At 61.4% G+C, this 21,445-nt stretch carries 22 protein-coding genes and 1 pseudogene; 10 read left to right on the forward strand and 13 right to left on the reverse strand.

The genetic code is table 11. From position 1 onward, the window contains the following. The first annotated feature begins 20 nt into the window (after nucleotides 1–20). Nucleotides 21–1,355, forward strand: coding sequence for an MFS transporter (locus HX790_RS16465; RefSeq protein ID WP_056862008.1), 1,335 nt, complete (start codon nucleotides 21–23; stop codon nucleotides 1,353–1,355). A 1-nt stretch (nucleotide 1,356) separates the two neighbouring features. On the opposite strand, the gene HX790_RS16470 is transcribed toward HX790_RS16465, so the two are convergent. Beyond that, complete coding sequence (locus HX790_RS16470) at nucleotides 1,357–2,235, reverse strand: DMT family transporter (protein ID WP_017139333.1); 879 nt, start codon at nucleotides 2,233–2,235, stop codon at nucleotides 1,357–1,359. Nucleotides 2,236–2,420: 185 nt separating this feature from the next. Between HX790_RS16470 and HX790_RS16475 the strand changes: the two genes are divergently transcribed. The 3 genes from HX790_RS16475 to HX790_RS16485 all read left to right on the forward strand — a co-directional run bounded on the left by HX790_RS16475 (nucleotide 2,421) and on the right by HX790_RS16485 (nucleotide 4,886). Beyond that, the gene (locus HX790_RS16475; protein WP_017139334.1) at nucleotides 2,421–2,837 is read left to right on the forward strand and encodes a membrane lipoprotein lipid attachment site-containing protein; all 417 of its coding nucleotides are present in this window, start codon (nucleotides 2,421–2,423) and stop codon (nucleotides 2,835–2,837) included. A gap of 171 nt (nucleotides 2,838–3,008) precedes the next feature. Continuing rightward, a complete protein-coding gene (locus HX790_RS16480; protein WP_176991802.1) occupies nucleotides 3,009–3,899 on the forward strand; it encodes a neutral zinc metallopeptidase in 891 nt (296 codons plus the stop codon). Further along, nucleotides 3,900–4,886 (forward strand): alpha/beta hydrolase, encoded by a 987-nt coding sequence (locus HX790_RS16485; protein WP_176991803.1) that lies wholly within the window; start codon nucleotides 3,900–3,902, stop codon nucleotides 4,884–4,886. It begins immediately after the preceding gene. Between the two features lie 164 nt (nucleotides 4,887–5,050). Here HX790_RS16485 and HX790_RS16490 read toward each other — a convergent pair whose 3' ends face one another. The 3 genes from HX790_RS16490 to HX790_RS16500 are packed head-to-tail and all read right to left on the reverse strand — an operon-like array spanning nucleotide 5,051 to nucleotide 7,112. Continuing rightward, nucleotides 5,051–5,638, reverse strand: coding sequence for an HAD family hydrolase (locus tag HX790_RS16490; RefSeq protein ID WP_017139337.1), 588 nt, complete (start codon nucleotides 5,636–5,638; stop codon nucleotides 5,051–5,053). After that, on the reverse strand, nucleotides 5,635–6,504 hold the full coding sequence (gene tesB, locus HX790_RS16495) for an acyl-CoA thioesterase II (protein ID WP_017139338.1): 870 nt from the start codon (nucleotides 6,502–6,504) through the stop codon (nucleotides 5,635–5,637). Before tesB ends, HX790_RS16490 begins: the two co-directional genes overlap by 4 nt. A 38-nt stretch (nucleotides 6,505–6,542) precedes the next feature. Further along, complete coding sequence (locus HX790_RS16500; RefSeq protein ID WP_017139339.1) at nucleotides 6,543–7,112, reverse strand: GNAT family N-acetyltransferase; 570 nt, start codon at nucleotides 7,110–7,112, stop codon at nucleotides 6,543–6,545. Nucleotides 7,113–7,188: 76 nt separating this feature from the next. On the opposite strand from HX790_RS16500, the gene HX790_RS16505 reads away from it, so the two are divergent. Together HX790_RS16505 and HX790_RS16510 are read left to right on the forward strand one after the other, a co-directional pair. Next, the gene (locus HX790_RS16505; RefSeq protein ID WP_099547605.1) at nucleotides 7,189–8,109 is read left to right on the forward strand and encodes a histone deacetylase; all 921 of its coding nucleotides are present in this window, start codon (nucleotides 7,189–7,191) and stop codon (nucleotides 8,107–8,109) included. 171 nt (nucleotides 8,110–8,280) lie between these two features. Further along, on the forward strand, nucleotides 8,281–9,507 hold the full coding sequence (locus HX790_RS16510) for a TIGR03862 family flavoprotein (RefSeq protein ID WP_176991804.1): 1,227 nt from the start codon (nucleotides 8,281–8,283) through the stop codon (nucleotides 9,505–9,507). 100 nt (nucleotides 9,508–9,607) lie between these two features. On the opposite strand, the gene HX790_RS16515 is transcribed toward HX790_RS16510, so the two are convergent. Together HX790_RS16515 and yedA are read right to left on the reverse strand one after the other, a co-directional pair. Then, on the reverse strand, nucleotides 9,608–10,945 hold the full coding sequence (locus tag HX790_RS16515) for a DEAD/DEAH box helicase (RefSeq protein ID WP_176991805.1): 1,338 nt from the start codon (nucleotides 10,943–10,945) through the stop codon (nucleotides 9,608–9,610). Nucleotides 10,946–11,008: 63 nt separating this feature from the next. Then, nucleotides 11,009–11,905: a drug/metabolite exporter YedA gene (yedA, locus tag HX790_RS16520; RefSeq protein ID WP_176991806.1), complete on the reverse strand. Its 897-nt coding sequence runs from the start codon at nucleotides 11,903–11,905 to the stop codon at nucleotides 11,009–11,011. A gap of 160 nt (nucleotides 11,906–12,065) precedes the next feature. Between yedA and HX790_RS16525 the strand changes: the two genes are divergently transcribed. Next, nucleotides 12,066–12,518 (forward strand): Lrp/AsnC family transcriptional regulator, encoded by a 453-nt coding sequence (locus HX790_RS16525; RefSeq protein ID WP_017139344.1) that lies wholly within the window; start codon nucleotides 12,066–12,068, stop codon nucleotides 12,516–12,518. 237 nt (nucleotides 12,519–12,755) lie between these two features. Here the strand turns inward: HX790_RS16525 and HX790_RS16530 are convergent, their stop codons facing one another. Next, on the reverse strand, nucleotides 12,756–13,019 hold the full coding sequence (locus HX790_RS16530; RefSeq protein WP_169987356.1) for an acyl carrier protein: 264 nt from the start codon (nucleotides 13,017–13,019) through the stop codon (nucleotides 12,756–12,758). After that, nucleotides 13,009–13,575, reverse strand: a complete 567-nt coding sequence (locus tag HX790_RS16535; protein WP_017139346.1) for a hypothetical protein — start codon at nucleotides 13,573–13,575, stop codon at nucleotides 13,009–13,011. The genes HX790_RS16530 and HX790_RS16535 overlap by 11 nt, the downstream gene beginning before the upstream one ends. Before the next feature lie 485 nt (nucleotides 13,576–14,060). On the opposite strand from HX790_RS16535, the gene HX790_RS16540 reads away from it, so the two are divergent. After that, a complete protein-coding gene (locus HX790_RS16540) occupies nucleotides 14,061–14,369 on the forward strand; it encodes a DUF3077 domain-containing protein (protein ID WP_017139347.1) in 309 nt (102 codons plus the stop codon). A gap of 132 nt (nucleotides 14,370–14,501) precedes the next feature. Here the strand turns inward: HX790_RS16540 and HX790_RS16545 are convergent. From HX790_RS16545 to HX790_RS16560, 4 genes and pseudogenes are all read right to left on the reverse strand, one after another. Continuing rightward, nucleotides 14,502–14,615: pseudogene (locus HX790_RS16545) on the reverse strand (3'-5' exonuclease); the annotation flags it as partial. Nucleotides 14,616–14,744: 129 nt separating this feature from the next. Then, nucleotides 14,745–15,356, reverse strand: coding sequence for a PolC-type DNA polymerase III (locus tag HX790_RS16550; RefSeq protein ID WP_099547600.1), 612 nt, complete (start codon nucleotides 15,354–15,356; stop codon nucleotides 14,745–14,747). 42 nt (nucleotides 15,357–15,398) lie between these two features. Beyond that, on the reverse strand, nucleotides 15,399–15,875 hold the full coding sequence (locus HX790_RS16555) for an NYN domain-containing protein (protein ID WP_017139349.1): 477 nt from the start codon (nucleotides 15,873–15,875) through the stop codon (nucleotides 15,399–15,401). Nucleotides 15,876–15,993: 118 nt separating this feature from the next. After that, a complete protein-coding gene (locus HX790_RS16560) occupies nucleotides 15,994–16,764 on the reverse strand; it encodes a DUF2076 domain-containing protein (protein WP_099547599.1) in 771 nt (256 codons plus the stop codon). A gap of 180 nt (nucleotides 16,765–16,944) precedes the next feature. Between HX790_RS16560 and HX790_RS16565 the strand changes: the two genes are divergently transcribed. Continuing rightward, the gene (locus tag HX790_RS16565) at nucleotides 16,945–17,604 is read left to right on the forward strand and encodes a YciC family protein (protein WP_026013864.1); all 660 of its coding nucleotides are present in this window, start codon (nucleotides 16,945–16,947) and stop codon (nucleotides 17,602–17,604) included. Nucleotides 17,605–17,645: 41 nt separating this feature from the next. Further along, complete coding sequence (locus tag HX790_RS16570) at nucleotides 17,646–18,734, forward strand: endonuclease/exonuclease/phosphatase family protein (RefSeq protein WP_017139352.1); 1,089 nt, start codon at nucleotides 17,646–17,648, stop codon at nucleotides 18,732–18,734. Nucleotides 18,735–18,872: 138 nt separating this feature from the next. On the opposite strand, the gene hrpB is transcribed toward HX790_RS16570, so the two are convergent. Next, nucleotides 18,873–21,380 (reverse strand): ATP-dependent helicase HrpB, encoded by a 2,508-nt coding sequence (gene hrpB / locus HX790_RS16575; protein ID WP_017139353.1) that lies wholly within the window; start codon nucleotides 21,378–21,380, stop codon nucleotides 18,873–18,875. Nucleotides 21,381–21,445: the final 65 nt, after the last annotated feature.

Consider the following 21,445-nt stretch of genomic DNA (forward strand, 5'->3'; position numbering starts at 1 on the left):
TCAAAAACGGGTACGACCTCATGCCTTCGCAAAACTCCGCTCTGGCCGCGCGCCCGGGCAACCCGCACGCCGGCATCGGCGACAAGATCCGTGGCGCCATGGCCGTGGGTAAAACGCGCTGGGGCATGCTGGCCCTGGTGTTCTTCGCCACCACCCTGAACTACATCGACCGCGCCGCCCTGGGCGTGATGCAACCGATCCTGGCCAAAGAGATGAGCTGGACGGCGATGGACTACGCCAACATCAACTTCTGGTTCCAGGTCGGTTATGCCATCGGTTTTGTGCTGCAAGGCCGGCTGATTGACCGTGTGGGCGTGAAGCGCGTGTTCTTCTGCGCCGTGCTGCTGTGGAGCCTGGCCACCGGCGCCCACGGCCTGGCCACCTCGGCGGTGGGCTTTATGGTCTGCCGCTTTATCCTCGGCCTGACCGAAGCCGCCAACTACCCGGCGTGCGTCAAGACCACGCGTTTGTGGTTCCCGGCCGGTGAGCGCGCAGTGGCCACCGGCATCTTCAACGCCGGCACCAACGTCGGCGCGATGATGACCCCAATGCTGCTGCCGCTGATCCTGCACGTGTGGGGCTGGCAGGCGGCGTTCCTGTGCATGTCGGCACTCGGCGCGATCTGGCTGGTGTTCTGGGGGTTGAAGTACTACAACCCGGAAGACCACCCGACGGCCAAACAATCCGAATTGGACTACGTGCAACAGGAAGCCGAACCCGAGCAACCGAGCGTGCCGTTCAGCCGCATCCTGCGCATGCGCGGCACCTGGGCCTTCGCCCTCGCCTACGCCATGACCGCGCCGGTGTTCTGGTTCTACCTGTATTGGCTGCCGCCGTTCCTGAACCAGCAATACAACCTGGGCATCAACGTGACCCAGATGGGCATCCCGCTGATCATCATTTACCTGACCGCCGACTTCGGCAGTGTGGGTGGCGGGATCCTGTCGTCATTCCTGATCGGCCGCGGGATGAATGCGATCAAGGCGCGGCTGTTGTCGATGCTGCTGTTTGCCTGCTGCATCGTTGGCGTGATCATGGCTGCCGGCTCCAGCCAGCTGTGGGTTGCAGTGTTCGCCATTTCCCTGGCGATCGGCGCGCATCAGGCCTGGACTGCCAATATCTGGAGCCTGGTGATGGACTACACGCCCAAGCACATGATGAGCACGGTGTTCGGTTTCGGCGGCATGTGCGCGGCCATCGGCGGCATGTTCATGACCCAGATCGTCGGGCACATCCTTACCGTGACCAACAACAACTACACCGTGTTGTTCACCCTGATCCCGGCGATGTATTTCATTGCGCTGACCTGGATGTACTTCATGGCGCCGCGCAAGATTCCCACAGTCGACGTGTAACTCACCGCCGCCGCTGCTGCCAGGCAGCGGCCAGCCCGCTCATGCAGATCACCCCGATGCCGACCACCGTGGTCACGTCGGGGGTATGGCTGAACACCAACCAACCCAACAATCCCGCAAACACGATCTGGCAATAGCCAAACGGTGCCAGCAAGGCTGGCGCCGCGAAGCGGAACGCCTGGGTCAGCATCAAGTGCGCGGTCATGCCGCAAGTGCCCAGCGCCAGCATCAAACAGGCATGCCACAGCGTCGGGACCTGCCAGAAGAACGGCACCAGCGCGCTCATCACCAAGGTATTGCACAGCCCGGCGAAGAAGTTGCTGGTGGTCGGTGTGTCGTATTGGCTGAGGATGCGCGTGAGCAATTGGTAGAAACAGAAGAACATCGCCGAACACAGCGGCAGCAACACCGCAGGCGTGAACAACTCGCCACCGGGGTGGATGATGATCAGCACACCGACAAACCCGCAGATCACCGCCAGCCATTGGCCACGCGTGACGTGCTCGCCGAGCAAGGGCACCGACAGCGCCGTCACCAGGATCGGCGCCAGGAAGTTCACCGCCGTGGCTTCCGCCAACGGGATGTAATGCAGCGCCGCGGTAAAAAACAGACTTGTGCCCAGCAGGCACAACGCCCTCACCACCTGCATGCCCGGCCGCTTGCTGCGCAGCACCCGCAAGCCGGATTGCGGCAGGAAAATCCCGGCCATCAGCAAGGTGTGCACCAGGTAGCGCGCCCACACCACCATCACAATCGGGTAGAACCCGGCCAGGTATTTGGACAAGGCGTCGTGGCTGGAGAACAGAAACGTCGCCAGCACAATCAGCAGGATGCCTTTGAAAGGATGGTTGACGCCGGAAAGCGGTGTGCTGACAGTCATTGAATTCTCTTGCATGGCGGGCTGAACGCATTTGCACTTAACCCGGTAATCTAGCAGCCGGGCTTGCGTCTGCCCCAAGAGCATAACCAAACACCGTGCGAACAGCGCACTAAATCACGGGTTTCGAGTCCAACGCTGCACGTTCACCGTCGTGTTGCACATTTTTCAACCAAGGCCATGTCGCTATGAAAAAAACACTCTTTGTTCTTTCTGCCCTTGCCCTGCTCACCGCGTGCAACAAGGAACCCAAGGAAGCCCCAAAACCCGCCCCCGCTTCCGTGCAAGCCACGCTGGTGCCGGCAAACCCACCGACCGATAAATGGGTCGGCAAATGGATCGGCGTCGAAGGCCTGAACCTGACCATTGCCAAGGACGACAGCATCGGCCGTGGGCACTACCTGCTGACCATGAAATACGGCCTTGATGCCGACGACGCCGGCACCTTCAAAGGCGAAGCCAATGAAGACGGCATCAGTTTCACCCGCCCGGACGGCCCGCAACAGTTGAGCGCCGGCGACGGTGAAGCCACGGGCCTTAAATGGCTGGCAGATAAAAAAGACTGCCTGATCGTCGACACCGGCGAAGGCTACTGCCGCGACTGAGGCGGCAAACCTGACATAACTTTCATCTGGCGCCCCTGCCGACACGGCCTGACAGCAGCGATACTAGGCAGCTCTCGTTGCTTGTCAGACAGCCGGGCTGGCGCCATGCCCCTGCACCAACAACACTGCTCTTAAAATAAAGAGCGCAGGCTTAACGAGAGGACTGCACCCATGCTATGGAAAAAAGGCCGACGCAGCGACAACGTGGTGGACGCCCGCGATGACAGTGGTGGCGGCGGCGGTGGCGGCATGCGCTTTGGCGGCGGCAAAGGCCTGAGCCTCACGGCGATCGTGCTGATCGTCGGCATCGGCTGGCTGACCGGCCAGGACCCGATGCAGATCCTCGGCCAGCTAAGCGGCCAAATGGAGCAAGCGCCCCCGGCGAGTACGCAGGCGCGCCAGGCGCCGCCGGCCAATGATCAACAGGCCGATTTCGTGCGCGCCGTGCTGGGCGACACGGAAGACACCTGGGGCCAGGTGTTCAAGGAAAACGGGTTGGCCTACAAGAACCCGAAACTGATTCTGTTCCGTGGCCGGGTCAACTCCGCCTGCGGTGGCGCCACCTCGGCCAGCGGCCCGTTCTATTGCCCGGCTGACCAGCAAGTGTATCTGGACCTGGATTTCTTCCGGGAGATGTCGCAACGCTTCAAGGCTTCGGGCGAGTTCGCCCAGGCGTATGTGATCGCCCACGAAGTCGGGCACCACGTGCAAACGCTGCTGGGCATCTCGGCCAAGATCCAGGCCGCACGCCAGCAAGGCCGGCAGATGCAAGGTGACGGCGGTTTACTGGTACGCCAGGAACTGCAAGCCGACTGTTTCGCCGGCGTGTGGGCCAACCGCGCGCAAAAACGCCTGAACTGGCTGGAGCCCGGCGATATTGAAGCCGCACTGAATGCGGCCAACGCCATCGGCGATGACCGTTTGCAGCAACAGGGTCAAGGGCGCGTAGTGCCGGACTCGTTTACCCACGGCACCTCGGCACAGCGGGTTCGCTGGTTCAAGACCGGCTTCGCAGAGGGCCAGATCTCTCAATGCGACACCTTTACAGCCAAGAGTCTTTAAATGAATAAACGATTGGGGTTGCTGCTTAGCGCATTAGCGATGTGTTCCACCACCACCTGGGCCGCCGAGAAAGAACATGGCGTCAAGGTGGTCAGCCCCGATCGTTTCCAACTGGAGGCCGGCGCCTTGAGCCTGGGCTTGAGCCAGGACTGGCGCCAGCCGCTGCCCAACGTCACTCGCGCATTGATCATCGTGCACGGTCGCCTGCGCAATGCGCAGACCTACCTGCAAAGCGGCGAAGATGCCGCCCAGCACGCAGGCCTTGCCGCCAATACCCTGGTGATCGCGCCGCAGTTTTTGAATGAGTTGGATACCCAGCGCAACCACCTCGACAATCAGGTGCTGCGCTGGAACCACAACGGCTGGATGGCCGGCGACCCGTCGACCGGCCCAGGCCAGGTCAGCTCCTACGGCGCCCTCGACCAGATCATCAAGCACCTGGGCAACCGCAAGCTGTTCCCGGCCTTGAAAGAAATCGTGGTCGCCGGCCATTCCGGCGGCGGCCAGGTGGTACAGCGTTTCGCCCTCACCGGCCACGACCACCCGATGTTGCAAACCGAAGGCATCAGCCTGCGTTATGTGGTGGCTAACCCGTCGTCCTACGCCTACTTCAGCCCGCAACGCCCGGTGAAGTTTGATGTGGCCAGTTGCCCAGGCTTCAACGACTGGAAGTACGGCATGCAAAATCTGCCGGATTACGCCAAGGGCCAGAGCGCGCAGCAGTTGGAGCAGGTTTACGTATCACGCAACATCACCTACCTGCTGGGCCAGCAAGACACCGACCCCAACCACCCGGCGCTGGATAAAAGCTGCGAAGCCGAAACCCAGGGCGCGTATCGCCTGATTCGCGGGCACAACTATTTCGACTACCTCAAGCAGCGCCATCCGCAACTGACGCAGAAGCTGGTGGAAGTGCCAGGGGTTGGGCACGACGGCGATAAGATGTTTACGTCGCCTGAGGGTGAGAAGGTGCTGTTCGGTAAGTAACTGACAAAACCGGATCAAACATGTGGGAGCTGGCTTGTGTGGGAGCTGGCTTGCCTGCGATGCAGACACCTCGGTCTAACAGGCATAGCGAGGTGATGCTATCGCAGGCAAGCCAGCTCCCACACAAGCTCAACTGCCACACAAGCCCGACCAAGGTGCCTGGGTTAGAGCATTCGGCGCAACGCCGCGCAATCCTCAGCATGCCAATCCGCCAGTTCCGGCCACGGGTTCTCGGGCAGATTAACCAATACCGTCCTGGTCCCCGCCGCCCGGCCACAAACCAGATCAAAGCGGTAATCCCCAACCATCACCATCGCGCTCGGCGCTACCTTCCAGGCAGTCGCCAGTTTCAGCAACCCACCCGGATCCGGCTTGGGCGGCGCATCATCACGCCCCAGCACATCCTCGACGGCGAAGCAGTCCGCCAGGCCAATCGCTTCAAGGGTGATATGCGCCAACTCGCGCGCATTGCGCGTCAGGATGCCCAGGCGATAGCCCCGCCCGGCCAGCTCGCGCACCAGCTGCACCGCGCCAACAGCAGCAACCGACCCCACAGCCAGCTCGCGCTCGTGCTCAAGCAACCAGGCATGCTTGGCCGCCGCCACATCCGCAGGCAATGCCGCCAGGTGCGTGAGAATGTCGTCTTCAGGTGGAATATCGAGCGCCACGCGAATCGCCACAAAATCATGCACGGCCACCGTGAGGGTGCCGTCCATGTCAAAAACCCAGTGCTTAACGTCCGACAGGCTCATGCCCAATCCTTGCGATGGCGAATCAGCCCTTCCTGGGTCACCGAAGCCACCAGTTGCCCGGCGCGGTTGTACACGCTGCCACGGGAGAAACCCCGTGAGTTACCGGCCCACGGGCTGTCCATTGCATACAAAAGCCAGTCATCGGCGCGCAGGTCGGCGTGGAACCACAGCGCATGGTCAAGGCTGGCGACCTGCATGTCTTTCTGCCAAACCGTCTTGCCGTGGGGCAGCAGCGAGGTCGTCAGCAAGCCGAAATCCGAAGCATAGGCCAGCAGGTATTTATGCAGCGCCGGCGAATCGGCCAATGCGCCGTCAGCACGAAACCACACGTACTTGACCGGGTCGGACGGCTGCGGGTTGAACGGGTCTTTTTCGGTCACCGGGCGCACTTCGATCGGCTTGGGGCACAGCAGCTTGTCGCGCATGTGCTCGGGAATCAGGTGCGCGCGTTGCTTGGTCAGCTCCAGCTCCGACGGCAGGTTTTCCGGGCCGACGACCACGGGCATGGTGGTCTGGTGCTCGAAGCCTTCTTCGTCATACTGGAACGAGGTGGTGCAGGTGAAAATCGGGTTGCCCTTCTGGATCGCCGTGACGCGGCGCGTGCTGAAACTGCCGCCATCGCGCACGCGGTCCACCGAATACACCACTGGCAGTGCAGCATCGCCAGGGCGCAGGAAATAGCCATGCAGGGAATGCACGTGACGCGCTTCTTCTACGGTCTGGCTGGCGGCCGACAGCGACTGGCCCAGCACTTGGCCGCCGAACAGTTGGCGAAAGCCCAGGTCCTGGCTGCGGCCGCGAAAGAGATTTTCCTCGATCGGTTCCAGGGTCAGCAAGTCCACCAGATCTTCCAATACTTGGCTCATAGAGCAACTCCTACAATCAATAGGGCATTCCGGGCTGCTTATCCGTGCAGCGTGTCCAACCATTGGGCGCGGGTGATGCGGTACAACACATGATGGCGCAGCGGGTCATCGGCTGCGACCTTGGGGTGTTCAAAATCTGCCTGCGGATCGTAATGCATACCGATGGCCTGCATGACTTTTTGTGATGGCAGATTGGATTCGGTGGTGAAGGCGAGGATTTCGTCCAGCTGCAGCCGGTCGAAACCACAGCGCAGCGCGGTCCACGCCGCTTCACTGGCATAACCCAGGCCCCAATGCTCGTGGGCCAGGCGCCAGCCAATTTCTACCGCTGGGGTAAAGTTGGCCTCGAAGTTGACGTTTAGCAGCCCGGTCAGGCCGATAAACTCGCCGGTATCCTTACGCTGCAAGGCCCAAAGGCCAAAGCCATATTCGGCAAAATGCCCGCGAATACGGCCGATCAGCGCGGCGCTTTCCAGGTGGCTCAGCTTGGCCGGGAAATAGCGCATTACCTGCGGGTCGGCGCACATGCGTGCAAATTCCGTCAGGTCGCTGTCACGCCATTGGCGCAGCACCAGCCGTGCGCTTTCCAATTCCAGTATCGGCTCCATGGGTCCCCCTCCCTTGCCATGTGCGTGAGTGTACAGCGCTGGTAAGATCCGTCGCAGGTTCCCGTCAGAAAATCCCATGCCTTTGCCATTGATCTACCACGATGACTACAGCCCTGAGTTCCCGGCGGACCACCGGTTCCCCATGGACAAGTTCCGCCTGTTGCGTGACCACCTGGTGAGCAGCGGCCTGACCCAGGACAGCCACTTGCTGCGACCCGAGGTCTGCCCCGCCGAGATTCTGGCCCTGGCCCATGAACCTGGGTATATCGAGCGCTACATGAGCGGTGAGCTGTCCCGCGAAGACCAACGCCGCCTCGGCCTGCCCTGGAACGAAGCCCTGGCGCGGCGCACCGTGCGTGCAGTTGGCGGCTCAATTCTCGCAGCAGAAAAAGCCCTGGAACACGGCCTGGCCTGCCACCTGGCGGGCGGCACGCACCACGCCCATTACGACTACCCGGCGGGCTTTTGCATCTTCAATGACCTGGCGGTGATCAGCCATTACCTGCTGGCCAGCGGGCGGGTCAACCGCGTGCTGATCTTCGACTGCGACGTGCATCAGGGCGACGGCACTGCGCGCATCCTCCATGACACACCGGACGCCATCACCGTGTCGCTGCACTGCGAAAAGAACTTCCCGGCGCGCAAGGCCCAGAGCGACTGGGACATCCCGCTGCCCATGGGCATGGGCGATGCCGACTACCTCAAGGTGGTCGACGACGCGCTCAACTACCTGTTGCCGCTGTACCAGCCCGACCTGGTGCTGTACGACGCCGGGGTGGACGTGCACAAGGACGACGCCCTCGGTTACCTCAAACTGACAGACGCAGGCGTGGCCGCCCGCGATGAAAGCGTGATGCGCCATTGCCTGGGCCGCGACATTCCAGTGATGGGCGTGATCGGCGGCGGCTACAGCAAAGACCGCCCGGCCCTGGCCCGCCGCCACGGCATCCTGCACCACAGCGCACAACGGGTGTGGGCGTCATCAGGTTGTCATTGAGTTGTGGGCGTTACCCACAATGCCTGTGGAACGGCCTGTGGATAACTTGAGCGTAAGGGTCTGAAAGCCAGCAGCCGTATGGCGTGTAGGAAAGTGTACGTTTTTTGATCAGGCAGCTACGCCGTCGTCGGGTAGAATGCTCGGCCTATTCAAGCGACCGTAGCCCTGCCCATGCCCCAGACCCCTTCCCAACACGTCACTATTATCGGCGGCGGCCCTGCCGGGTTGATGGCCGCGGAAGTCTTGAGCCAGGCGGGCGTGCGGGTAGACGTGTACGACGGCATGCCTTCAGTGGGGCGCAAGTTCCTGCTGGCGGGCGTGGGCGGCATGAACATCACCCACTCCGAGGCGTACCCGGCGTTCCTGTCGCGTTACGCCGAACGCGCGCCGCACATGGCACCGTTGTTGCGCGCGTTTGGCGCAGAGGCTTTGTGCGAGTGGATTCACGGCCTGGGCATCGAGACCTTTGTCGGCACCTCCGGCCGCGTATTCCCCACCGACATGAAAGCCGCCCCACTGCTGCGCGCCTGGCTCAAGCGCCTGCGCGACCAGGGCGTGGTTATCCACACCCGGCATCGCTGGCTGGGCTGGACCGACGACGGCGGTTTACTTATCCACAGCCCGGACGGCGATAAAACTGTCCACAGCAATGCGGTGTTGCTGGCCTTGGGCGGCGGCAGCTGGTCGCGCCTGGGCTCCGACGGTGCCTGGCTCAAGTTGCTGGAAGATAAAGGCGTGCCCTACGCCGCGCTGCAACCGAGCAATTGCGGCTTCGAAGTGTCGGGCTGGAGCGAGTTGATGGTCAGCAAATTCGCGGGCGCGCCGCTGAAGAACGTCGCCATCGGCCTTGGGGAGGACAAGCCTCGATTGGGCGAATGCGTCGTCACCGCCATGGGCATCGAGGGTAGTTTGATCTACGCGCTGTCGGCGCCGATTCGCGAAGCCATCAACCGTAATGGCTCAGCTACCGTGCATATCGACCTGTTGCCGAGCAAGCCGCTGGACAAGGTGCAGGCCGCGTTGGCCAAGCCGCGTGGTTCGCGATCGATGAGCAAGCATTTGCACAGTCAGTTGGGGCTCGATGGCGTAAAGGCGGCGCTGTTGCGTGAACTGGCGCCAGCTGAGCACTTCCATGATCCGGCGCAATTGGCGGTGGATATCAAGGCGCTGCCACTGACACTGGTAAAGACTCGACCGATGGATGAGGCGATCAGCACCGCAGGCGGCGTGCCGTTTGAAGCCTTGGATGAGCGCTTGATGCTCAAGCAATTGCCAGGCGTGTTCTGTGCGGGGGAGATGCTGGATTGGGAAGCGCCGACCGGCGGGTATTTGCTGACGGGGTGTTTTGCCAGTGGGCGAGCGGCTGGGCGTGGTGTGCTGGAGTGGCTTAAGCGCTGAGTTCAAGTCCGCTATCGCAGGCAAGCCAGCTCCCACATTTTGAGCGGTGAACACCGTCAAATGTGGGAGCTGGCTTGCCTGCGATGAGGCCCTGACAGGCTTACTTCTTCTTACGCGGCCCCGTATTAAACACCGGCACCTTACGCACCGGCTTGATCGAAGGCTCAGCCGGCGCCACATCACCACTGTCCACCCACTTACCCAAATTGCGCTTGCCGCCACCGCCGCCCGAAGTCTTAGGTTTCTTCGGCTTTTTCGGCTTCTTCACCACCTGCCCGCTGGCATCGGTGTCCGGCACGCGATGCTCCGGTTCGAAATCCGGCTCCATCTTGCGGGTCAGGGTCTGACGCGTGAGCATCTCGATGGCCGACAGCATGTTCACTTCATCGGCACACACCAGCGAAATCGCCTCACCGATGTTGCCCGCCCGGCCGGTACGGCCGATACGGTGGATGTAGTCTTCAGCCACGATCGGCAGGTCAAAGTTGACCACCAGCGGCAAGTCTTCAATGTCCAGGCCACGGGCTGCCACGTCGGTGGCTACCAGAATTTGCACATCGCTGGACTTGAACCGGTCCAGCGCGCGTTGGCGGGTGGCTTGGGGTTTGTCGCCATGGATACCGTCGGCATTGATGCCCAGGCCCTGCAACTTGTCCACCAGCGCATCCACGCCGTTACGGGTCTTGGCGAATACCAGCACCTGCTTCCAGCGGCCTTTGCGCATCAGGTGCACAAACAGCTCCGGCTTGCGCTTCTTGTCCACCGGCACCACCCACTGCTTCACGGTGCTGGCGGCGACGTTGCGCGGGCTCACTTCGATGCTCAGCGGGTCATTGAGCATCTGCCCGGCCAGTTGGCGGATTTCATCGGAGAAGGTCGCGGAGAACAGCAAGGTCTGGCGCTTTTTTGGCAACATGCGGTAGATGTTCGCCAGCTCTTCGGAGAAGCCCAGGTCGAGCATGCGGTCGGCTTCATCCAATACCAGGGTTTGCAGCTGGTTGAGCTTCAGCGCGTTCTGGCGGAACAGGTCGATCAGGCGGCCAGGCGTGGCGACCAGGATGTCGACGCCCTTGCGCAGTTTCATCATCTGCGGGTTGATGCTCACGCCGCCGTACACCGCGTAAGTGGTCAGCGGCAGGTGCTGCGCGTACTCGGCGACGCTGGCGTGAACCTGCTCGGCCAGCTCGCGGGTCGGGCACAGGATCAGCGCACGCGCCGAGTTGGCGGCGACTTTCGGCCCCTCCATGGTCAGCAATTGCAGGAGCGGCAGGGCGAAACCGGCGGTTTTGCCGGTGCCGGTCTGGGCCGCGGCCATCAGGTCGCGACCGGCCAACACCGCCGGAATGGCTTGCGCCTGCACCGGCGTCGGGGTCTGGTAGCCAAGCGTCTCAAGGGCGCGCAGCAAGGGTTCGATCAGGCCAAGTGTGGCGAAAGTCATGTGTTTACCGTAGGGAAAGTTCAGCGCCATAAGCGGGTAAAAAAAGCCGTAATGCGCCGCAGTTTACCTTATTTCCGGCTTGGGCTTGCGCCACTGGGGCAGGCTGATCAATAGCACCGCGCTGATGATCACCAGCATCGCCAGGGCTTCTTCCATGCCGATGCTCTCACCGACGAACACAATGCCCAACAACACCGCGACTGCCGGGTTCACATAGGCATAGCTGGTCGCCGCCGCCGGGCGCACGTGCTTGAGCAGGTACATATAGGCATTGAAGGCGATGATCGAGCCGAACACGGCCAAGTACGCCAACGCCAGCCAGCCTTCAATCGGCGGCACAGCCTGCAGCCGTTCGCCGGAGAGCGCACTGCCCACCAACAGCAAGGCACCGGCGACGATCATTTCCGCCGCACTGGCCATCGCGCCGGCAGGTAACGGCAAGTGCCTGCTCCACACCGAGCCAAAAGCCCAGGAGGCAGCGGCGAACAGCAACAACATCGCCCCGGTCGGGCTCGACTGCAGGTTGGAACCCATATTGAGCATGGCAATGCCGATAATCCCCAGCACCACCCCGGCCCATTCCAGGCGGGTATTACGCGCGCCCCAGAAATAGCCGCACAGCAACGTGAACAATGGCACCGTCGCCACCGCCAATGCAGCCACACCTGAAGTAACCCCCGTGTGCTCAGCCACCGACACCGCGCCATTGCCGAAGGTCAGCAGCAAAATGCCGATCTTGGCCGCAGCCTTCCACTGCACCCACGTCGGCGCAGGTGCCCCGCGCCAGCGCAAAAAACCATACATCACCAAACCCGCCACCAAAAAGCGAATCCCGCCGAGCATCAGCGGCGGCCAGTATTCAACGCCGATTCGAATCACCAGGTAGGTAGAACCCCAAATCACATACAGCGCAAAAAAAGCGGCGATCAGCGGTAACGGAAAGCGACGTGGGCCAGGCATTGGGCGGCTCTATGGCAGGAGAGGGGAGGCTTATTCTAAAAAGGCAGCACGCTAAACATAAGTTACAAAACCTGTTTAAAGCGCCCATACACTTTTCAAAGCATGGTTGTGAAGGCTATAAACCGTGCTTTCGAAAGCCACGCGTTACTGGAGCCTTATCATGGACAAATACGACCGCATGCTCCTCAGCGCCCTGCTCGAAGACGGCCGCGCGTCCTACGCGCAATTGGCCCGCACCGTTAACCTCTCCGCGCCCGCCGTGGCCGAGCGCGTGGCCAAACTTGAGGCCAGCGGCGTGATCACCGGGTATCAGGCCAAGGTAGACCTGTCCAAAATCGGCTTACCCATCCAATGCACGATCGAATTGCGCTTGACCAACAACGGCAGCCAGAAGGTCTACGACGCCCTCGCTGAAATCCCCGAACTGACTGAATGCCATCGGGTCACGGGCGACCCATGCGTGATCATGCAAGCGGCGGTGGGTTCGATGCCGGAGCTGGAGAATTTGATTAACCGCGTGGCGAAGTTCGGGTTCAGCAAGACCTCGATTATTTTGTCGAGTGCGATAGAACGGCGGGTGCCGTTGGGGCAGTTGGAGGGAAAAACCACCTGACACCGATCGTTCCCACGCTCTGCGTGGGAATGCAGCCCTGGGCGCTCTGCGTCCGCTCTTGAAGTCGTGACGCAGAGCGTCACCGGAGGCATTCCCACGCGGAGCGTGGGAACGAGCAAAAAGTGGTGGCTGATATACCGCCATCGCAGGCAAGCCAGCTCCCACATTTGACCGAGTCGCCAGGGCTGGATGCGATCTACTGTGGGAGCTGGCTTGCCTGCGATGGCGTCAGTTGCTTCACTGAAGGCTTGAGCGCTGAACAATCAAATCGACAATCTGCTTAATGGTCGTAATGTGATCCCAGTCTTCCTGAGTCGCTTGCAGGTTGAATTGCCATTTGATCTGCATGACGAAGCAGGTCAGGTCGTCATCAATGATCTTGAAGTCATGGATGAAATCCGTTTGCTCGGTCACCTGGCTTCGGTCGATAAAGCCGATGATATCGACGAACAGCTGAATCACTTTTTCGCTGATCTCGGTTCGGGTCAGACTACCTTCCATTTCTCGCCTCATAGGCACACTTACCAATACTGATCAGGTCAAAAATAGCCAACCCTGCAGCAACGAAGGGAATGCCCCGCCCAATAATGCCAAATACTCGAACGGTGCCGAACGTTGCTTTTGCCATCTTGGCCGCTGTCGGTTGCCGGATCAATGTTCGAGGGAAAAAGCGCATTCCAATGAGGCTAGCCAAATTTGTCGTTTTGCTTGAGCCGACGTGGACCCAAGTCCCCACGGCGATTTTGCTGATCGGTATGCCTGCCGCGCCAGTGAGAACCGTTGCCGCCGTCAGGCCGTAGTGTTGCTGCGTGCATTTCCACAGGTCGTCAACAGTGGTGTCAGGCGCCGTTGATTCCGCCTGAATGGGCCGGAGCAACGTGTAACTGGCACCATGAGTCCATCCTGGCGAGTTAGGTAAAACCATGACTGCCGGGCAGCTTGTCATCATGTTTCCCAAATGAAACGTCATGCTGGACGTCGAGCCGAAATCGACGCCATTGCGCTGGAGTTCAGACTGGCTTCGCATGATTGCTGTGTAGAGGTCGCTTTCCTGCATGACGTAGTCCCTTTACGTAAATAGCAGGCGAGATGTTAAGTCGCAAACCGGAGCGATTGGCGGGCGAAGGGAAAAACCAGAAAGGTCCGACGACGCAATAGGGCTTCCCCTACTTACCATTCAGAAAGAATGAAGAAAGCCCTAAAAACAGCTGATGTTTTGGTGGCCAGCAGGACCGATCCCTTTCATTTGCGGGACGTTTCCTAGAGAATTCCACGGCCTTGTTTCCGTCGGTTCAGGTAGCTAGTCTCGCTCTGTCATCGAATGTTCGGTGACTGGACGTGCAAGTCCGACGACGGTAATACGCATCAGCCTTAACTCTCAACGTCTGTATTTCAGGCATTGATTCGTTATGGCAGTTGTACGCGGGAGATCTTCGGATCTACCGGACTCCGTCACGGTCTTGCACACCCGCGTACTGCTGCCACCCTAATTCGTGTGCGAGCGAACGGTTGCAGCTTCTTAACTGACGGAGAAGCTACATCATGGTCAAAGTAACCCCCGATCCACCCAGCTCCAAGCCAGACTTCCTCAGCGAAGACGCCCTCCTCAACCGCCGAGCCATCGACTACTACCTCAAAGCATCCGCCCCGGACGCGCCCAATTTTGTACTCAATGACAACCTGAGCTTCGAAGACGCCCTCGCCCATGCGGCCGACTTGCTGCATTGCGCGGTGGAGACGGTGAATGTGTCGGGTGAAACGCTCAGCACCCAGCAGCGGGCGGTGATGCATTTGGTGGGGATGGCCAAAGGTGTTGTGGATCGGGCGTTGGAGTGTGTGCAGCCTCGATAGCCAGCCGCCGATCGTTCCCACGCTCTGCGTGGGAATGCAGCCCAGGACGCTCCGCGTCCGCTCTTGAAGTCGTGACGCAGAGCGTCACCGGAGGCATTCCCACGCGGAGCGTGGGAACGATCGTCGTAAGGGTTAGAACCCGCGGTGCTTTTTGAGGTGTTCGTTGATCTTCGCTGCGGGCACTTTCTGCAAGGTGCACAGCAAATCGTGGGACAGTTCGCGCAAGCCGTGGGTGCCGCGCAGCTCCCCGATCGTTCCCACGCTCTGCGTGGGAATGCAGCCCAGGACGCTCTGCGTCCGCTCTTGACGTCGTGACGCGGAGCGTCACAGGAGGCATTCCCACGCGGAGCGTGGGAACGATCATCTGCGCTTGAGTTAGAACCCGCGGTGTTTTTTCAGGTGTTCGTTGATCTTCGCCGCAGGCACTTTCTGCAAGGTGCACAGCAAATCGTGGGACAGTTCGCGCAAGCCGTGGGTGCCGCGCAGTTCCTGGGCCAGGTGCGCGGTGAGGTTGGCGGCCATCTCCGCATCCGCCATCGCTCGGTGAGCCTTGCCGGTGTGGGGCAGTTGGGCGAGCGCGTTCAGCGTGCCGAGCTTGTGATTGGGTGCCGACGGCATCAGGCGGCGGGCCAGTAGCAGCGAGCAGGCGAATTTTTGCAGGCGGGTGCGGCGGATCAGGCCCAGTTCAAAGTCCCAGAACCTCTGGTCGAACGCGGCGTTGTGCGCCAGCAGTGGCGTGGTACCGACAAATTCATTCACTTCATTCATCACCCGCTCAGCCGGTGGCGCGCTGCGCAGCATGGCGTTGCTGATGCCGGTGAGTTGCTCGATAAAACCCGGCACGCGTACGCCGGCATTCATCAGGCTCTGGTAGCGATCCACGATTTGGCCGCGCTCGAGGATAACCACCGCGATTTCCGTGGCCCGGCAGTGGCTGCTCGGGGTGATGCCGGTGGTTTCAAAGTCGATGACCGCTATACGTTCCAAACCTGTTCCAACTCCGTCTAACTATTGATTAAGCCTGAGCGCTTACTTAAGCAGCAGCGCGCCTTCGATGGGCACGTAGCGGCTGGCGGCGCGTATCAGCGAGTTGGCCGTCAGCCCCGGCACGCCGTAGGCCACGGCTTCAACGCCGTGCTTTTGGATGATGCGTTCGAGCAGCATGTCGAAATCACCGTCGCCGGAAGCCAGTACCACTTCGTCAACGTGGTCGGCGGCGTCCATGATGTCCAGGGTGATGCCCACGTCCCAGTCGCCCTTGGCCGAGCCGTCGGCGCGCTGGATGTAGGGTTTGAGTTTTACCGTAAAGCCCAGGTTGCGCAGGATCTGCTGGAATTGCTGCTGTTTGCTGTCGCCACGGTCGATGGCATAGGCATACGCCTCGACGATCTGCCCGCGCGAGCTGATGTCCGCCCACAGCGCCGCATAGTTGAAGTGGCAGCCATACGCCTGGCGCACGGTGTAGTAGAGGTTTTGTACATCGGCGAACACTGCAATTTTTTTCACCGCACTTCCTCATGACAGCCAGGCGCCAAGGCCCGGAAAGGCTGCCAGTATGCCAGCCATGGGAAAGTTTCAGCGAAAAATCAACCCGGGGCGACGAAGCGCCCCGGTTGAAGGTGGGTCAGACGAAGGAGTCGTCGTCGCCGAAGGAGGAGGAATCGTCGGAGTAGTCGCTGTCTGCGAAGCTGTCGGATGAGTTGTCATTGCCCCAGCTGTCATTGCCGGCAAACTTCTGGTCGTCATTGCCCCAGTTGCCGTTGTCGCTGGCCGGTGCCGGTTCTTCGCGGATGATTTCTTCCACCACCTGCGGCTGCTGCGAGTTGTGGCTGAACAGGCTGCTGATGCCTTCGGCCAACATCACACCACCGGCCACACCGGCGGCGGTTTTCAACGCGCCACCGAGGAAACCACTGCCGATAGGCGCGGCCGGTGCTTGCTGTGGCTGTTGATAGTTTTGCTGCGGGGCACCGTAGTTCTGTTGCGGTGCAGGCTGGCCGAACGATGGCCGCGCCGGTTCACGCCAGCCGCCGCCGGAAGAAGGCGGTGCGCTCTGTGCAGGCTGCGTGTCACGGGAGGCGCCACCGCCGAAGATACTCGACAGGAAGCCACCACTGCTCGGTGCCGGTTGCGCCGACTGCGCGCGGGCCTGTTGCAGCTCATCCTGCAATTGCTGGATCTGCTGCGCCTGTTGCTTGTTCTGCGCGTCGAGACTCTTGATCGCGTGCTCTTGCACCAGGATCGACTGGGTCATGTAGTACCCGGCGGCCGGTTGGCGAGTCATGTGCTCCTTGATCCGCGCTTCGGCCAGGGCGTCGCGGGGGGCTGAGTCCGTTTCGGCTTGTTGCAACCGTGAAAACAGTCCATCGATCAGGGTTTGCTCTTCGCTGTTCATGGCGACCTCGTTAGATTGCCGGTAGAAATCATGGGCCCGCCTGTGATCAGGTGAGCTACAGCGTAGTTATGGGGGTGTTACCAGACGTTTCAATGGTCTTTACGCAAGGTTTACGTTTGCTTACCTCTCGTCATGATCGGTTAAAGTGTTGGCCTTGCTTTTAGGGCTGTGATGAACCTGATGAATCCGTTAGACGTATTGCGCGACTCCCTCCGTTTCACCCAACGCAACCTGGGCGCCATCGTCCAGCTGTGCCTGCCGTTGGTGATCCTCGAAGCCCTGCTGCAACAGGTGCTCGACCACACACTGGGCCCGGATGCGTTCCCCGGTTACAGCGTGGTCGTCGGGTTGTTGGTGTACCCGCTGTACACCGGCGCCTTGATCCTGTTTCTGGATGCGCGCACCCGTGGTGAGTCGCCCAGCACTAAAGATGTGTGGGCCATGGCCCTGGCCATGTGGCCGCGTTTCGCCCTGCTGACGGCGGTCAGTACCTTGTTGATTCTGCTGGGGCTGTCGCTGTACTTCCTGCCGGGCCTGTGGCTGATGGTGGTGCTGGCGTTTGCCGAGTACCTGCTGGTGTTGCGCGGCATGTCGGCGCTGGAGGCGATGAAGGAAAGTTTCCGCCTGACCCGTGGGCATTTCTGGCGAATCCTGGTGTGCCTGCTGTGCGTAATGACGCCGTTGTGGCTGCTAAAGGGCGCGAGCGTGGCGGTGTACCCCAACCCCGCGCCGCTGCTGGGCTTGTTGATCGACAGCGCCCACAGCTTCCTGCAACTGTTTACCAGCGTGGTACTTTTCCGTTTGTTTATGCTGATCGGTGGCGATGCCGACGCGCGGTGATATGCTCCGTGCCACCTCTGATAACGCTATAAGCCGAGCCAATGACCCGTTTATTGCGCATCACCCTGTTGAGCCTGTTGATCATCGCGGGCCTGCTCGCGGCCCTGATCTATAGCCTGACCTGGCGCCCCGTCGACAAGCAGACCCTGCCCGTCAGCTGCGTGGCGCCACGTGCGCCGACCCTGCTGCCGGGGCAGGCGCTCAAGGTCATGACCTGGAACGTGCAATACCTGGCCGGCAAGAACTATGTGTTCTGGTACGACAGCCCCGACGGCAAAGGCCCGGACGATCGACCCACTGTGGAAGACATGGCCTTCAGCCTGGACGAAGTGGCTCGCGTGATTCGCGACGAACAGCCCGACATCCTGTTGCTGCAGGAACTCGATGAAGGCGCCAAGTCCTCTCACTATCAGGACCAGGTGGCGTTGCTCCAGGAGCGCCTGGTCGACCTTTACCCCTGCAGCGCCCAGGCGTTCGACTGGAAAGCCGACTTTGTGCCCAACCTGCACATCTTCGGCAGCGTCGGCCGCAAGCTCGTCACGCTGAGCCGCTACCAGATCGAACACGCCGAACGCCTGCAATTGCCGGTGTCCCCGGCCAACTTCATCAGCCGCCAGTTCCAGCCTAAACCGGCGTTGCTGCTCACCTACCTGCCGCTGAGCGATGGTGGCCAACTGGCCGTGCTGAATACGCGCTTGGATGGCGATAAGCCTGGGCGTTCCGCCGTGCAGGAGCAGGTAAAAGCCACGGTAAAACTGCTGGACAAGTTCGAAGGCCGTGGCACGCCGTGGTTGATTGGTGGCGATTTCAACCTGCTGCCGCTGGGGCAATTCCTGCGCCTGGATGCGGGCAAGCGCGGGCAGTATTCGCCGGACAGTGAGCTGCATTTGCTGTGGGATAAGTACCCGATGATCCCGAGTAACAGCGAATCCAGTGGGATTGACCGGGCGAAGTGGCTGACGCACTTCCCCAATGACCCGAGTGTGGATGGGCCGGATAGGACCTTGGATTATTTGTTCTACAGCCCAAGGATCAAGCGGGTGGAAGCCAAGGTGCGCCAAGACGACACACTGCGCATCTCCAACCACCTGCCAGTGATCGCCCGGTTCCTGCTGCCGGCCGCGCAATAACCCACACCACAACACCCATGCGGGAGCGGGCTTTTGTGGGAGCTGGCTTGCCTGCGATAGCATCGCCTCGGTGAAAGGGACAGACCGAGTCGTCTGTATCGCAGGCAAGCCAGCTCCCACATTGGATCTTCACATCACCTACTTTCGGGGTTTGATCCGGGCGGTGGGTTCGGCCACCAAGGGGTCATCCGGCCAGTAATGCTTGGGGTATCTTCCTTTCAAATCCTTCTTCACTTCGGCATAGGTACTGCGCCAGAAGTTCGCCAGGTCCTGCGTCACCTGCACCGGCCGACGTGCCGGGGACAGCAGGTGCAGCTTGACCACTTGGCGCCCACCGGCAATGCGCGGCGTGTCCGCCAGCCCGAACAATTCCTGCAGGCGCACCGCCAGAATCGGCGGCTGTTCGCTGTAGTCCAAACGCACCGACGACCCCGATGGCACTTTCACATGCTGTGGCGCCAGCTCGTCCAGGCGTTGGGGCAGCGGCCAGGGCAGCAGGTTGTGCAGGAAGCTGGAAATATCCAAATTAGAAAAATGGCTCAGGCGCGAGACTTTGCCCAGATAAGGCATCAGCCAATGTTCCAAATCGGCCAGCAAGGCTTTGTCGCTGATATCCGGCCATTCGCTGGTTTTACCCGCATCCAGCTGGCGCAGCAGCATCACGCGCGCCTGCCACTGGCGCAGTTCGGGCGTCCACGGCAGCAGCTCCAGGCCTTTGCGGCGCACCAGGTTGACCAGTGCCTGGCTGCGCGCGGACTCATCCAGGCCGGTCAGCGGTTCACGGCTTAGTACCAGCTCACCGACTTTGCGCTGGCGTTCGGCCCGCAATACGCCTTCGCGTTCATCCCAGTCCAGTTGGTCGACGTTGCGCACTTGCTCGGCCAGCACGCTGTCGAACAGCGCCGGGTCAAAATCCGCCGCGAGGTAGATGCGCTCTTCGCGCTGGCCTTGGCGGCTGCCAAGGTCGGCGATCACCAGCCAAGGTTGTTTCATCAGGCTGTCGGCCTCGGCGAACAGCGCGGCGCGGCCATTGGCCAGGCGATATTCGGCGCCACCGGGGCGGCGTTGCTGAGCGACGCGGTCCGGATAAGCCAACGCCAACAAGGCGCCGAGCCAACGCGGGTGGTCAGGGTCGGCCACAGCTTGAGTCGGCTGGCCGCGCAAATAGCCCCGGTACTGACGGGCCAGTTGCTTGGCCCGCTGCACGCCGCCCTGGGTGCCACGCGCGCGTTCTTCGCCCGACATCAATGCCAGGCGGCTGTGCAAATCCGCGCCGCCGCCGCGCAAGATATCGCGCTCCCCCAATAAGGCCGCCACATCACAAGCGGTCGCGGCCAGCCCCAGGTCCTGGCCGCGCAGCAACAAGTGGGCGATACGCGGGTGCGCGGGCAACTCCGCCATTTTCTGGCCATGGGCAGTGAGTGTGTCGTCGTTTAACGCGCCGAGGCGCACCAGCAAATCCTGGGCCTGGGCATATGCGGCGGTCGGCGGCACATCCAGCCACACCAGTTGCGTGGGCGTCACGCCCCAGCGCGCCAGTTGCAAGGCGAGGCCCGCCAGGTCGGCGGCGAGAATTTCCGCGCTGCCATAGGCGGCCAAACCTTCGTGCTGGTCTTCGGACCACAGGCGATAACACACGCCCGGCTCCAGGCGCCCTGCCCGCCCGGCTCGCTGGGTGGCACTGGCGCGGGAGATGCGTTGGGTGTCGAGGCGGGTCATGCCGCTGCCGGGGTCGAAACGCGGCACCCGCGCCAGCCCGGCGTCGATCACCACGCGCACGCCATTGATGGTCAGGCTGGTCTCGGCAATGTTGGTGGCCAGCACCACTTTGCGCTTGCCGACCGGCGCCGGGTCGATGGCGGCGCGCTGGGCGTTGAGGTCGAGTTCGCCATGCAGCGGGCACAGCAGCACATCAGGGCGATCACCCAAGGCGTCGGCCAGCTGTTGATTGACCCGGCGAATCTCGGCCTGCCCCGGCAGAAACACCAGAATGCTGCCCGTTTGGTCCTGCACCGCGTCGAGGACGGTCTGCACCACGCGCGGCTCGATAAATTCACCGGCCTGGTACGGCCGCCCCCAGCGCATCTGCACCGGGAACATGCGCCCTTCGCTGCGCAGGATCGGCGCATCGTTCAGCAAGCCGGCCAGGCGCTCGCCTTCGAGGGTGGCGGACATCAGCAGGATTTTCAGCGGCTGTTCGTCGCGAAACAACTCGCGGCCGTTGAGGCTCAGGGCCAGTGCCAGGTCGGCGTCGAGGCTGCGTTCGTGGAACTCGTCAAAAATCAGCAAACCCACGCCGTCCAGTGCCGGGTCGTCTTGCAGGCGGCGCGTGAGAATGCCTTCGGTGACGACTTCGATGCGGGTGTTGGGGCCGACTTTGCTGTCCAGGCGGATGCGGTAGCCGACGGTTTCACCGACTTTTTCACCCAGCTCACTGGCCAGGCGTTCGGCTGCCGCGCGCGCGGCAAGCCGCCGAGGCTCGAGCATCAAGATGGTTTGCCCGGCCAGCCAAGGCTCATTCAATAAAGCCAAGGGCACGCGGGTGGTTTTACCGGCACCGGGCGGCGCTTCCAGCACGGCCTCATGGCGATTCGCCAAGGCGTCACGCAGGGCGGGTAAAACATCATCAATCGGCAACGAATTCATACTGGCTCCAAAGCAGAGCGGCGAGTATAACGGCGAACGTTCGTCCTTAATTGGAATGCAGGCAA

This window comes from Pseudomonas sp. IPO3747 (assembly GCF_013385245.1).
GTDB classification, from domain to species: Bacteria; Pseudomonadota; Gammaproteobacteria; order Pseudomonadales; family Pseudomonadaceae; genus Aquipseudomonas; species Aquipseudomonas edaphica.

What these genes read in the sequence shown, in the direction of transcription:
- HX790_RS16465 (WP_056862008.1), top strand. Translation starts at nt 21, where the DNA reads ATGCCTTCGCAAAACTCCGCTCTGGCCGCGCGCCCGGGCAACCCGCAC.
- HX790_RS16470 (WP_017139333.1), bottom strand. Translation starts at nt 2,235, where the DNA reads ATGACTGTCAGCACACCGCTTTCCGGCGTCAACCATCCTTTCAAAGGC.
- HX790_RS16475 (WP_017139334.1), top strand. Translation starts at nt 2,421, where the DNA reads ATGAAAAAAACACTCTTTGTTCTTTCTGCCCTTGCCCTGCTCACCGCG.
- HX790_RS16480 (WP_176991802.1), top strand. Translation starts at nt 3,009, where the DNA reads ATGCTATGGAAAAAAGGCCGACGCAGCGACAACGTGGTGGACGCCCGC.
- HX790_RS16485 (WP_176991803.1), top strand. Translation starts at nt 3,900, where the DNA reads ATGAATAAACGATTGGGGTTGCTGCTTAGCGCATTAGCGATGTGTTCC.
- HX790_RS16490 (WP_017139337.1), bottom strand. Translation starts at nt 5,638, where the DNA reads ATGAGCCTGTCGGACGTTAAGCACTGGGTTTTTGACATGGACGGCACC.
- tesB (WP_017139338.1), bottom strand. Translation starts at nt 6,504, where the DNA reads ATGAGCCAAGTATTGGAAGATCTGGTGGACTTGCTGACCCTGGAACCG.
- HX790_RS16500 (WP_017139339.1), bottom strand. Translation starts at nt 7,112, where the DNA reads ATGGAGCCGATACTGGAATTGGAAAGCGCACGGCTGGTGCTGCGCCAA.
- HX790_RS16505 (WP_099547605.1), top strand. Translation starts at nt 7,189, where the DNA reads ATGCCTTTGCCATTGATCTACCACGATGACTACAGCCCTGAGTTCCCG.
- HX790_RS16510 (WP_176991804.1), top strand. Translation starts at nt 8,281, where the DNA reads ATGCCCCAGACCCCTTCCCAACACGTCACTATTATCGGCGGCGGCCCT.
- HX790_RS16515 (WP_176991805.1), bottom strand. Translation starts at nt 10,945, where the DNA reads ATGACTTTCGCCACACTTGGCCTGATCGAACCCTTGCTGCGCGCCCTT.
- yedA (WP_176991806.1), bottom strand. Translation starts at nt 11,905, where the DNA reads ATGCCTGGCCCACGTCGCTTTCCGTTACCGCTGATCGCCGCTTTTTTT.
- HX790_RS16525 (WP_017139344.1), top strand. Translation starts at nt 12,066, where the DNA reads ATGGACAAATACGACCGCATGCTCCTCAGCGCCCTGCTCGAAGACGGC.
- HX790_RS16530 (WP_169987356.1), bottom strand. Translation starts at nt 13,019, where the DNA reads ATGGAAGGTAGTCTGACCCGAACCGAGATCAGCGAAAAAGTGATTCAG.
- HX790_RS16535 (WP_017139346.1), bottom strand. Translation starts at nt 13,575, where the DNA reads ATGCAGGAAAGCGACCTCTACACAGCAATCATGCGAAGCCAGTCTGAA.
- HX790_RS16540 (WP_017139347.1), top strand. Translation starts at nt 14,061, where the DNA reads ATGGTCAAAGTAACCCCCGATCCACCCAGCTCCAAGCCAGACTTCCTC.
- HX790_RS16560 (WP_099547599.1), bottom strand. Translation starts at nt 16,764, where the DNA reads ATGAACAGCGAAGAGCAAACCCTGATCGATGGACTGTTTTCACGGTTG.
- HX790_RS16565 (WP_026013864.1), top strand. Translation starts at nt 16,945, where the DNA reads ATGAATCCGTTAGACGTATTGCGCGACTCCCTCCGTTTCACCCAACGC.
- HX790_RS16570 (WP_017139352.1), top strand. Translation starts at nt 17,646, where the DNA reads ATGACCCGTTTATTGCGCATCACCCTGTTGAGCCTGTTGATCATCGCG.
- hrpB (WP_017139353.1), bottom strand. Translation starts at nt 21,380, where the DNA reads ATGAATTCGTTGCCGATTGATGATGTTTTACCCGCCCTGCGTGACGCC.